The sequence below is a fragment of the Paenibacillus sp. JDR-2 genome, from assembly GCF_000023585.1.
Classification (GTDB): Bacteria; Bacillota; Bacilli; order Paenibacillales; family Paenibacillaceae; genus Pristimantibacillus.
Genome location: NC_012914.1, coordinates 6463101 through 6475000, shown reverse-complemented (window position 1 = coordinate 6475000; position 11900 = coordinate 6463101). Strand labels below are relative to the sequence as shown.

Annotated in this window: 6 protein-coding genes, 11 tRNA genes and 1 rRNA gene (1 of these 18 only partly in view); all 18 read left to right on the top strand. The window is 50.4% G+C overall.

Annotation, left to right across the window (positions count from 1 at the left end):
- Positions 1-2574: ribosomal RNA gene (locus PJDR2_RS28355) — 23S ribosomal RNA — on the top strand; it begins 358 nt to the left of the window's first position.
- A gap of 126 nt (positions 2575-2700) precedes the next feature.
- A tRNA-Asn gene (locus tag PJDR2_RS28350) sits at positions 2701-2776 on the top strand.
- 3 nt (positions 2777-2779) lie between these two features.
- Positions 2780-2855 (top strand) — tRNA-Thr (locus PJDR2_RS28345).
- 15 nt (positions 2856-2870) lie between these two features.
- Positions 2871-2945, top strand: a tRNA-Glu gene (locus PJDR2_RS28340).
- A 32-nt stretch (positions 2946-2977) separates the two neighbouring features.
- Positions 2978-3053, top strand: a tRNA-Val gene (locus PJDR2_RS28335).
- A gap of 9 nt (positions 3054-3062) precedes the next feature.
- Positions 3063-3137, top strand: a tRNA-Gln gene (locus tag PJDR2_RS28330).
- Between the two features lie 9 nt (positions 3138-3146).
- Positions 3147-3219, top strand: a tRNA-Lys gene (locus PJDR2_RS28325).
- A 24-nt stretch (positions 3220-3243) separates the two neighbouring features.
- A tRNA-Leu gene (locus PJDR2_RS28320) sits at positions 3244-3326 on the top strand.
- 92 nt (positions 3327-3418) lie between these two features.
- Positions 3419-4153, top strand: a complete 735-nt coding sequence (gene nfsA / locus PJDR2_RS28315) for an oxygen-insensitive NADPH nitroreductase (protein WP_015847184.1) — start codon at positions 3419-3421, stop codon at positions 4151-4153.
- A 197-nt stretch (positions 4154-4350) separates the two neighbouring features.
- Positions 4351-5202 (top strand): ABC transporter ATP-binding protein, encoded by an 852-nt coding sequence (locus PJDR2_RS28310; protein WP_015847183.1) that lies wholly within the window; start codon positions 4351-4353, stop codon positions 5200-5202.
- Positions 5203-5359: 157 nt separating this feature from the next.
- A tRNA-Gly gene (locus PJDR2_RS28305) sits at positions 5360-5434 on the top strand.
- Between the two features lie 6 nt (positions 5435-5440).
- Positions 5441-5517, top strand: a tRNA-Arg gene (locus PJDR2_RS28300).
- Positions 5518-5545: 28 nt separating this feature from the next.
- Positions 5546-5622 (top strand) — tRNA-Pro (locus tag PJDR2_RS28295).
- 8 nt (positions 5623-5630) lie between these two features.
- Positions 5631-5704: transfer RNA gene (locus tag PJDR2_RS28290), tRNA-Gly, on the top strand.
- Between the two features lie 186 nt (positions 5705-5890).
- A complete protein-coding gene (gene ppc / locus PJDR2_RS28285) occupies positions 5891-8701 on the top strand; it encodes a phosphoenolpyruvate carboxylase (RefSeq protein WP_015847182.1) in 2811 nt (936 codons plus the stop codon).
- Positions 8702-8990: 289 nt separating this feature from the next.
- Entirely contained in the window at positions 8991-10115 is a 1125-nt protein-coding gene (locus tag PJDR2_RS28280) for a S1C family serine protease (protein ID WP_015847181.1), read from the top strand.
- A 124-nt stretch (positions 10116-10239) separates the two neighbouring features.
- Positions 10240-11154 (top strand): DMT family transporter, encoded by a 915-nt coding sequence (locus PJDR2_RS28275; protein WP_015847180.1) that lies wholly within the window; start codon positions 10240-10242, stop codon positions 11152-11154.
- Positions 11155-11262: 108 nt separating this feature from the next.
- On the top strand, positions 11263-11829 hold the full coding sequence (gene sigW, locus PJDR2_RS28270) for an RNA polymerase sigma factor SigW (protein WP_015847179.1): 567 nt from the start codon (positions 11263-11265) through the stop codon (positions 11827-11829).
- Positions 11830-11900: the final 71 nt, after the last annotated feature.

The window sequence follows — 11900 nt, the reverse complement described above, 5'->3', positions numbered from 1 at the left end:
CCCGCCAAAGAAGGTAAAAGCCCTGTAATTGAAAGTCTGCAGCCTCCGAGACGGATCCTGAGTACGGCGGGACACGAGAAACCCCGTCGGAATCCGGCAGGACCATCTGCCAAGGCTAAATACTCCCTAGTGACCGATAGTGAAGCAGTACCGTGAGGGAAAGGTGAAAAGCACCGCGGAAGCGGAGTGAAAAAGAACCTGAAACCGTGCGCTTACAAAAAGTCAGAGCCCGTTAAAAGGGTGATGGCGTGCCTTTTGTAGAATGAACCGGCGAGTTACGTTCACGTGCAAGGTTAAGTCGGGAAGACGGAGCCGCAGCGAAAGCGAGTCTGAATAGGGCGAATAAGTACGTGGTCGTAGACCCGAAACCGTGTGATCTACCCCTGTCCAGGGTGAAGGTGCGGTAACACGCACTGGAGGCCCGAACCCACGAATGTTGAAAAATTCGGGGATGAGGTGGGGGTAGCGGAGAAATTCCAATCGAACTCGGAGATAGCTGGTTCTCCCCGAAATAGCTTTAGGGCTAGCCTCGGTTAAGAGTGTCGTGGAGGTAGAGCACTGATTGGGTGCGGGGCCCGCCAAGGGTTACCAAGTCCAGTCAAACTCCGAATGCCATAGACATGTTTACCGGGAGTCAGACAGTGAGTGCTAAGATCCATTGTCAAGAGGGAAACAGCCCAGATCATCAGCTAAGGTCCCCAAGTGTGTGTTAAGTGGGAAAGGATGTGGAGTTGCAAAGACAACCAGGATGTTGGCTTAGAAGCAGCCACCATTTAAAGAGTGCGTAATAGCTCACTGGTCGAGTGACTCTGCGCCGAAAATGTAACGGGGCTAAACACACCACCGAAGCTATGGCATGCACCGTTTGGTGCTTGGGTAGGGGAGCGTTGTATGTAGGTTGAAGTCAGACCGTAAGGACTGGTGGACAGCATACAAGTGAGAATGCCGGTATGAGTAACGAAAAGACAAGTGAGAATCTTGTCCGCCGAAAGCCTAAGGGTTCCTGAGGAAGGCTCGTCCACTCAGGGTAAGTCGGGACCTAACGCGAGGCCGAAAGGCGTAGTGGAAGGACAACAGGTTGAAATTCCTGTACCACCGAAGATTGTTTGAGCAATGGGGTGACACAGAAGGGCAGTGACGCGGACTGATGGAATAGTCCGTCCAAGCAGTGAGGCAGAGTTGTAGGCAAATCCGCAACTCGCGTAAGCTAGGCTGTGATGGGGAGCGAAAAATGCAGTAGCGAAGGTCATGTACTCCGGCTGTCGAGAAAAGCCTCTAGTTAGATCTAGGTGCCCGTACCGCAAACCGACACAGGTAGGCGAGCAGAGCATGCTAAGGCGCGCGGAAGAACTCTCGTTAAGGAACTCGGCAAAATGACCCCGTAACTTCGGGAGAAGGGGTGCCTCGGTAGGGTGAATAGCCCGAGGGGGCCGCAGTGAAAAGGCCCAAGCGACTGTTTAGCAAAAACACAGGTCTGTGCGAAGCCGTAAGGCGAAGTATACGGGCTGACGCCTGCCCGGTGCTGGAAGGTTAAGGGGAGCGGTTAGGAGCAATCCGAAGCTGTGAACCGAAGCCCCAGTAAACGGCGGCCGTAACTATAACGGTCCTAAGGTAGCGAAATTCCTTGTCAGGTAAATTCTGACCCGCACGAATGGCGTAACGACTTGGGCGCTGTCTCAACGAGAGATCCGGTGAAATTTTAATACCTGTGAAGATGCAGGTTACCCGCGACAAGACGGAAAGACCCCATGGAGCTTTACTGCAGCTTGATATTGGACTTTGGTACGATCTGTACAGGATAGGTGGGAGCCTGAGAAGCATGAGCGCCAGCTTGTGTGGAGGCGACGTTGGGATACCACCCTGATCGTATCGGAGTTCTAACCTGGAACCATGAAACTGGTTCGGGGACCGTGTCAGGTGGGCAGTTTGACTGGGGCGGTCGCCTCCTAAAATGTAACGGAGGCGCCCAAAGGTTCCCTCAGAATGGTTGGAAATCATTCGGAGAGTGCAAAGGCATAAGGGAGCTTGACTGCGAGACCAACAAGTCGAGCAGGGACGAAAGTCGGGCTTAGTGATCCGGTGGTACCGAATGGAAGGGCCATCGCTCAACGGATAAAAGCTACCCTGGGGATAACAGGCTTATCTCCCCCAAGAGTCCACATCGACGGGGAGGTTTGGCACCTCGATGTCGGCTCATCGCATCCTGGGGCTGAAGTAGGTCCCAAGGGTTGGGCTGTTCGCCCATTAAAGCGGTACGCGAGCTGGGTTCAGAACGTCGTGAGACAGTTCGGTCCCTATCTGTCGCGGGCGCAGGAAATTTGAGAGGAGCTGTCCTTAGTACGAGAGGACCGGGATGGACGTACCGCTGGTGTACCAGTTGTTCCGCCAGGAGCACCGCTGGGTAGCCAAGTACGGACGGGATAAGCGCTGAAAGCATCTAAGCGTGAAGCCCCCCTCAAGATGAGATTTCCCAACTAGTAAGACCCCTTGAAGACGACGAGGTTGATAGGTTCGGGGTGGAAGCACAGCAATGTGTGGAGCTGACGAATACTAATCGGTCGAGGGCTTATCCTAAAACAACCCCCAAAAAGTGAAGTTAAGCGTTGCAGCTTATTCCGATTACTTTTCGGGGACCCCGCAAGAGTCTTAAGGAATTCTAACTTTCGCATCCAGTTTTCAAGGCACAAGCTTTGAATGTATTCCCTGATAGCTCAGTTGGTAGAGCACTCGACTGTTAATCGAGTTGTCACAGGTTCGAGTCCTGTTCGGGGAGCCATTTGCTCTCATAGCTCAGTAGGTAGAGTGCATCCATGGTAAGGATGAGGTCACCGGTTCGATCCCGGTTGAGAGCTCCAGACGAACTTTTTCAAGGCCCGTTGGTCAAGGGGTTAAGACACCTCCCTTTCACGGAGGTAACAGGGGTTCGAATCCCCTACGGGTCACCATATACAATTACACGGTGGACTTTTGTGCCTGTGGAGGCTTAGCTCAGCTGGGAGAGCATCTGCCTTACAAGCAGAGGGTCGGGGGTTCGATCCCCTCAGCCTCCACCATTACAACATTGGGGATTAGCCAAGCGGTAAGGCAACGGACTTTGACTCCGTCACTCCAAGGTTCGAATCCTTGATCCCCAGCCATTTTAATGCGAGCCATTAGCTCAGTTGGTAGAGCACCTGACTTTTAATCAGGGTGTCGAAGGTTCGAGTCCTTCATGGCTCACTTTTCTTAATAAGTTTCACCCATGCGCGTATGGCGGAATTGGCAGACGCACCAGACTTAGGATCTGGCGGGCGACCGTGGGGGTTCAAGTCCCTCTACGCGCACCATACTTACCATCCAAACCTTCAGGAGATGTCCTGAAGGTTTTTTTGTGCTACATTGTAGCCATATGATTTTAAAGGCAAAGGAGATATCGGTAATGAATGAAATGATAGCATTATTGAAGCAACACCGATCTATTCGCAAATTTACTAAGGATCCGGTCACGGAACAGCAGCTTGACGCCATATTAACTGCAGCGCAGCAAGCATCTACTTCAAGCAATATGCAAGCCTATTCCGTTATTGGGATTACAGACAAGGAGCTGCGCAGCGAACTGGCTAAGCTTGCAGGTAACCAGGCTTATATAGAGGAAAGCCCTGTATTCCTTGTCTGGTGCGCGGATCTGTACCGCTGGGAGCAAGCAGCTAAACGGCATTATGAAGATGTGATGCCAAGCACAACGGAGAACTTTATTATCGGCACGGTGGATGCGGCATTAGCGGCACAGAATGCAGCTGTCGCAGCCGAATCTCTTGGGCTTGGTATTGTATACATCGGAGGGATCCGAAATCAGCCGGAGAAGGTGTCTGGGCTTCTGCAGCTCCCGCAGCATGTGTACCCGGTGTTTGGGATGTGCATTGGCGTGCCGGATCAATCCCCGCTTGACCGGCCGCGTCTCCCGCGCCAGGCGGTCTATTTCGAGAATACTTACAAGCAGGGCGCCATAGACTCTGCTATTGATACTTACGATGAGACGTTAAGTACTTATATGACGGCAAGATCGAACGGGAAGGCCAGTACAACATGGTCACAGGCGATGGCCGGCAAGGCGGGACCGATACGCATTCATATGCGCTCTTATTTAGAAAAGCAAGGATTCAAGCTCGAGTAAGGTTAAGTTCCTTAAACATTAGATCGGTTAATCCAAATGTCATTTGGTCAAGCATCACATTTCTGTCATTGACAACGCACCTGAGAACGATTATCATTATACCTAGTTAATTGATAATTGTTATCACGGATGCGCTGCAGGCGCACATTAAATAACAACGATCTGCCTTATGGCATCGGAAGGAGCGTGCAGGTCAAATGATTCGTCTTGCGACTTCGAATCTGGACATTGCTTATGATGATCGACTCATCGTTCAAAATTTAAATATTGCTATCCCTCAAGGTAAAATTACAGCCCTTGTCGGTTCTAACGGATCGGGTAAATCAACCATCCTGAAGACGATGGCACGGTTAATGCATCCATCTGGAGGCAGCGTTCTCTTGGACGGAAGATCGATTCACAAGCAGTCTACTAAAGAAGTGGCGAAGCAGCTTGCGATTTTGCCGCAGAATCCGACAGCTCCGGACGGCCTCACTGTTGCTGAGCTCGTATCGTATGGCCGCTTTCCTTATCAGAAGGGCTTTGGGTCTTTGACAAAGGAAGACCGCGGTATTATCCAATGGGCCATTGATGCGACAGGCATGGCAGAATTCACCGATCGCCCGGTTGATCAACTGTCTGGCGGTCAGCGCCAGCGCGCATGGATCGCAATGGCGCTTGCGCAAGAGACGGACATTTTATTCCTTGACGAACCAACGACCTTCCTTGATATGGCCCATCAGCTGGAGGTTCTCCATTTGCTGCAGAAGCTTAACGAAATGAACAACCGCACGGTTGTTATGGTTGTCCATGATTTGAACCATGCCTCGCGTTACGCGCATCACATGGTTGCTATCAAGAAGGGCACTGTCGTAGGCGAGGGAACGCCGGCTGAAGTTATGACACCGGATATTTTGCGTGAAGTATTTAATATCGAAGCAGATATCGTTCCTGATCCGCGTACAGGCGTACCGCTTTGCCTGCCTTACGCATTGGCTGGCGAATCGGCTGCTGACAAAGCAATGGCCGATACGAAACCTGAACGGATTTTGACAGCTGCAGGAGCATAATTATAACGAAAAGCCGTGCCGAAAAGCGCGGCTTTTTCTTTTCAAAACTTTTCTTAAAAAAACTTTTAAAAAACAGTTGCATTTTGTTTTTGAAGGTGATATATTATTACTTGTCGCCGCGATGATAACGAAACGCGAACGACAACGAAAGTAGCATGCGGAAGTGGCTCAGCGGTAGAGCATCGCCTTGCCAAGGCGAGGGTCGCGGGTTCGATTCCCGTCTTCCGCTCCATAATGTGCGGCCTTAGCTCAGCTGGATAGAGCGTTTGACTACGAATCAAAAGGTCAGGAGTTCGAATCTCTTAGGCCGCGCCAATCTTTACTAATACTTACTTATATTTGTCGGGATGTAGCTCAGCTTGGTAGAGCACCTGGTTTGGGACCAGGGGGTCGCATGTTCAAATCGTGTCATCCCGACCATTTAATACGCGGGTGTAGTTCAATGGTAGAACTTTAGCCTTCCAAGCTAATAGCGTGGGTTCGATTCCCATCACCCGCTCCAGATTTTCAAACAATCTCCTTCTCCGGAAGGAGTTTTTATATTTTATCCCCTTATATTGGCAGCCCCCGCGGGGGCTGCCTTTCGCGCTTTCTGAAAAGAAAGTGGGCGCTTCGGGCTTCAACCGAGCGCCGTTTTGTAGTATGATGATTAGAAGTTGAAAATGCGTTAAAGTACAGGAGGATCAGTATGTCGGACCAAGTAACATCGACTTTATCGGCACAACATCGGCCGCAGGCTAACAATTTGCTGCGCAGAGACGTCCGTTTCCTAGGCAACATACTTGGGGAAGTGCTCGTCCATCAAGGCGGCCGCGAACTGCTGGATATCGTCGAGCAAATTCGTGAAACAAGTAAAGCGTTACGCGCTGAATTTGTACCTGAGCTTTTTGAACAGTTTAAGACGACAATTGCATCATTAAGTCCCGAAATTCGCCATCAGGTGATCCGTGCATTCGCGATCTATTTCCAATTGGTCAACATTGCAGAGCAGAACCACCGTATTCGCCGTAAACGCGACTACGAGCGTTCCGCAGGGGAAAGTGTACAACGAGGTTCCATTGAGAGCGCGATTTCCGATCTGAAAGAGCGCAACATCGATATTGAAGGTGTTCAAGAGATCTTGAGCAACATTTCACTCGAGCTCGTGATGACTGCGCATCCGACGGAAGCGACGCGTCGTGCCGTGCTTGATATTCATAAGCGGATTGCCGAAGACGTAATGGAGCTTGATAATCCGACTCTGACATACCGCGAACGCGAAATCCTTCGGGACAAGCTGCTGAACGAAGTTCTTATTCTGTGGCAGACCGATGAACTGCGCGACCGTAAGCCAACTGTTATCGACGAAGTGCGCAACGGGTTGTATTACTTCGACGAAACCCTGTTTGAGGTGCTTCCTAACGTATACGAAGAACTGGAACGCAATCTTACAAAATATTATCCGGGCGAGTCCTGGCATGTACCAAGCTACCTGCGCTTTGGCTCATGGATCGGCGGAGACCGCGACGGCAACCCGTCCGTAACCGCTAAGGTAACATGGGAGACGCTGACGCTTAACCGCCAGCTGGCTATTAAGAAATACGAAGAGAAACTGCATGAACTTGTCAGCATTCTGAGCTTCAGCACGAACCTTGTTGAGGTATCCGAAGAGCTGATTAACTCGATTAAGAAAGACCGCGAGCATGTTGAGCTCAAATGCATCGACCTGTGGCGTAATGCGAAGGAACCTTACCGCATTAAGCTGGGCTTTATGCTGGAGAAGCTGGCTAATACGCGCGACGAGTCGCTTAAAGGCTCTGCAATGCGTTATAACAGCGCAGGCGAGCTGCTTGAGGATCTTTACATTATCGACCGCAGCTTGCGCGGACATTTTGCCGATTATGTAGCGGATACGCACATTGGCAAGCTTGTACGCCAAGTGGAGCTGTTTGGCTTCCATATGCTTACGCTTGATATCCGTCAACACAGCCAAGAGCATGAGAATGCGATGGCTGAAATTTTGGCGAAGATGAATATCGTTTCGAACTACGGCTCCTTGTCGGAAGAAGAAAAGATTGAATTGCTCAGCAATTTGCTGGAGGACCCTCGTCCGCTTACTTCTTCCCATCTCGATTACTCGGCATCGACCCGCGAGTGCCTGGACGTGTATCACACGGTCTACAGAGCACAGCAAGAGTTTGGTCCGGAATGTATTTCGACTTATCTGATAAGTATGACACAAGGCGCCAGCGACATGCTGGAGGTTATGGTATTCGCGAAAGAGGTTGGCCTGTTCCGTAAGGAAGCAGACGGCAGCGTTCGTTGCACTCTGCAATCCGTGCCGCTTTTCGAGACGATTGACGACCTCCACGCAGCACCCGGCATCATGAAGCTGCTCTTCGAGCTTCCAATCTATCGTCAAGCCGTAGCGGCAAGAGGCGACCTGCATGAAATCATGCTGGGTTACTCCGATAGCAATAAAGACGGTGGCGCGGTAACCGCGAACTGGGAGCTGCGCGTAGCGCTTAATGATATTACGGCAACTGCCGGCGAACACGGCGTTAAGCTGAAGTTCTTCCATGGCCGCGGCGGTGCGCTTGGCCGTGGCGGTATGCCGCTTAACCGCAGTATCCTGGCTCAACCGCCTCATACGGTTGGCGGCGGTATTAAAATTACCGAGCAAGGTGAAGTATTGTCCTCGCGTTATTCGATGCAGGGCATTGCTTACCGCAGCTTGGAGCAGGCAACATGGGCGCTCGTTACGGCTGCCCGTCTTGCGAAATACCCGCAGGCACAAGATGATGCCGTGCTGAAAGAGTGGGAAGAGATTTCCCGTTCGATCTCGGAAACAGCACTGAACAAATATCAGGATCTGATCTTCCGCGATCCGGACTTCCTGACTTACTTCAAAGAGTCGACTCCGCTTCCCGAGGTTGGCGAGCTGAATATCGGTTCCCGTCCATCGAAACGGAAAAACAGTGACCGCTTTGAAGACCTCCGTGCAATTCCTTGGGTATTTGCATGGACGCAGAGCCGTTATCTGCTGCCGGCATGGTATGCGGCAGGTACTGCCTTGAAGCAATATACCGGCGATGATGCACAACGTCTTGAAACATTAAAGACGATGTACGAGAAATTCCCGTTCTTCCGTTCGCTTATCGACAATCTGCAAATGGCACTTGCTAAAGCAGATTTGACGATTGCGAAGGAGTATGCGGATATGATCGCCGACAGCACGATTCGTGACCGTATCTTCACGCAGATCGAGAACGAATATACACTGACTTCGGATATGATCTTGAGCATCACCGGGCAAGACGAGATTCTGGACAACGTACCTGTTATTCAGGAATCGATTCGTCTCCGCAATCCTTACGTGGATCCGCTCAGCTACATGCAAGTTCAGCTTCTGACAGAGCTGAGAGAACTGCGTGCGAAGGAAGAAGATGATCCTGAGCTGCTCCGCGAAGTACTTCTTACTATTAACGGAATTGCCGCTGGTCTGAGAAACACGGGCTAACAGCAGACTTTATAACCGGGCATTCGGCTTACTACAAGCCGGATTGCCCGGTTTTTTATTTCTAAGAATTTATAAGTTATTTTCTTATAAGCATGACTTAGAATTCTCCGGATTGAACTCGCACCGCCAAGGACGGCGATTGCCGTTTCACCTTGTTTTCGCCTATTATTTATCCTCCTTTAAAATCCGCTTCAGTTTGATTTAAGGTACAACCCTCATGATAGTAATCAAGCAAGCGACATCAATTGCAAACGAAAATAGCGATTGTAATGACAAAGGAGCGATTACGATGAACCATAACGAATTCGAAAATAACCAAGTTAACGGAAACGATACAAATAACACGGAACCTACAGCTGAACATAAGCCATACACCTATACTTATGGACCTAGCCGGTCGGCAACAAATCTTCGTGAAGCATACGAGAATCAATTGCAGCTGATGGGGACGGACGGTTCCGATGGAGGATACGGAAGCGGCGGTAGGAAGAAAGGGAAAAAATCGCAGGCCAAATCGATGGTTGCAGCTTTCCTTGTTGGAGCGGTAGTAATAAGCGGGTTCATGTACGCATCGGATAAAACAAACCTGTTCACCGGTAATCAGCAGCCTACGGCGGCAACCACTCTGGCGAGCAATACGGCACAGCAGTCGGCAGGCGTAACAACGGCATCGGTAAGCGTTGACGCTTCTATCGCTGATGTATATAAAGCAGCATCTCCTGCCGTAGTAAAAATCGAGAATTACACGGAACCGGTTCAAAGCACCGGCAGAGGCTTCGGAGGCAGAGGCGGAGGTTGGCAAGGATTTAGCCAAACACCGCAGTCCCAAAGCGGAAGCGGCCAATCCGATTCCACGGATAGCTCGAATTTGCAGCTGGCAGGAACGGGTACGGGATTCTTTTTCGAATCCTCCGGTTATATCCTGACCAATGACCATGTTGTTGAGGGAGCCGCACAAGTGAAGGTGCAAGTAGAAGGTTATGATGAGCCGTTTGTCGCAGAGGTTGTAGGCGAGAATGCGGATCAGGATTTGGCCGTATTGAAAATTACAGGCTCTAAGGCATTCCCGACGCTGGCCATTGGCGATTCCGATCAAACCGCTATCGGGGATTGGGTTATCGCAATCGGCAATCCGTATGGATTCGACCACACGATGACCGTTGGAGTGCTCAGCGCGAAGGAACGTCCGATTACAATCAGTGAAGACGATGGCACCGAGCATCAATACGAGCATCTGCTGCAAACGGATGCTTCGATTAACCCGGGCAACTCCGGAGGACCGCTGTTGAATGCAAAAGGTGAGGTTATCGGTATTAATACAGCCGTGAATGCAGAGGCGCAAGGCATCGGATTTGCTATTCCAACCAGCACGATTCAAGAAACCCTGAAACAATTGCTTGGCAAAAGTGCGTAATGCTATTATCCATTCATAAAGTTTAGGAAACGAAGAGGCCGCTTGCGCGCCTCTTCGTTTTGTTTTGCTTTTGAAGAGGAAGAACCGATATAATAGATCAGATGTGAATGGAGGATTGTGTTCGATGAAAACTTCATCCGGCTATTGGGCGGGCGTTGTCATGGTCATTACCGCTGCGGCATGCTACGGAATCATGTCGCCGGTGTTAAAGCTTGCATACGAACATGACTATACCTTTCAGCAAATAACGGTGCATCAGGTCGGAATAGGCGCAGCGCTTCTGTGGATTCTTCTCCTCCTTCGGCCAAGCTCATGGAGCAAGCTGGCATTCAGCTTGAAGCATTGGGCGGCCTTAGCGTTTACCGGTATTTTTGGTCTGAGTATGACAACCATATTATATAATCAAACCCTGGAGAGACTGGATGCTTCCTTCTCAATTGTCTTGCTTTTTCAGTTCATGTGGATTACGATTTTGCTAGAAAGTTTGCGGAACCGGAAATGGCCAACAATATGGCAGTGGGCAGCCATTGTTATGGCTATGGCAGGAACGGTGCTGGCTGCCGGGCTGCTTCAGAATAAACTTACGGATATGGATTGGGTTGGTGTTGGATGCGGACTGGGTTCGGCGCTCTCATACAGTTTGTTTCTGTTTCTGGCGGGCGGGGTTGCTCCCGGTTACGATCCCGTCTTTAAATCAGCTCTTATGATGTCATGCGGATTTATTGTTATTCTGGTTTTGTACGGCTCTAAGGCATTCGAGGGTGGCGTTGACCAGCAATGGGGACTTTTGGGCTGGGGACTCGCGCTTGGTCTGCTCGGGCAGGTCATGCCGACCGTCTTCTTTAATGCGGGTATCCCCCGGGTAGGAAGCGGGCTGGCTTCCATGCTTGGAGCAACGGAGCTGCCTGTTGCCGTAGTAAGTGCATGGCTGATTCTAGGGGAACCGATAACGTTAATCGGTACAGCGGGCATATTGCTTATTCTGGGCGGTATTGTGGTGGCCGAATACGGTGCGCGCCTAAGGCGGCAAGCCGCGTGACCATGCTTACGAAGTAAGAATTAACACACCCGTGTGATTGAACCATGCTTACGAAGTAAGAATTAACACACAAAAAGCGTGTGTTAATTCTTTGTAGGAGGATGAATAGTGAATGTATTGGAAGCCCGTCTCGCCAGATTAGCGTTGAAAGGCGACCAGCGGGCATTTGCTGAGCTTGTAGGGCTGTATCAGGACAAGCTGTTCCATATGGCCTACCGAATGTTATATAACCGCCAGGAGGCGGAAGACGTCGTTCAGGAAACGTTCCTGCGCGTCTATAAAAATCTGGAACGATACGACGAGTCGCTCAAATTCTCAACGTGGATTTACCGAATTGCGACGAATCTTTGTATCGACCGGCTGAGGAAACGAAAGCCCTCTTATTCACTGGATGCGGAATCCACGGATCATGAAGGTCTGGATGGCTATTCCATGATCCCAAGCGATGACCGTACGCCGGAATCCGAGCTTCTGCTGTCGGAGACTCAGCGCATTATTCATGAATCGATCGAATCGCTTCCTCCGAAGTACAAGACGATTATGATGCTTCGCTATATTCAGGAGATGTCTCTGCAGGAGATTGGCGATGTGCTGGATATGCCGGTTACGACAATCAAGACGCGTGTCCACCGCGGCAGGGAGTTTTTGCGGAAAAAACTGGAGCACAAGCTATAGGGTGAGATATAAACCCGATTAGGAAATAGTTATACAATTTTATAGGTTAAAAAAGTGAAACATCTGATGCG

What these genes read in the sequence shown, in the direction of transcription:
- nfsA (WP_015847184.1), top strand. Translation starts at nt 3,419, where the DNA reads ATGAATGAAATGATAGCATTATTGAAGCAACACCGATCTATTCGCAAA.
- PJDR2_RS28310 (WP_015847183.1), top strand. Translation starts at nt 4,351, where the DNA reads ATGATTCGTCTTGCGACTTCGAATCTGGACATTGCTTATGATGATCGA.
- ppc (WP_015847182.1), top strand. Translation starts at nt 5,891, where the DNA reads ATGTCGGACCAAGTAACATCGACTTTATCGGCACAACATCGGCCGCAG.
- PJDR2_RS28280 (WP_015847181.1), top strand. Translation starts at nt 8,991, where the DNA reads ATGAACCATAACGAATTCGAAAATAACCAAGTTAACGGAAACGATACA.
- PJDR2_RS28275 (WP_015847180.1), top strand. Translation starts at nt 10,240, where the DNA reads ATGAAAACTTCATCCGGCTATTGGGCGGGCGTTGTCATGGTCATTACC.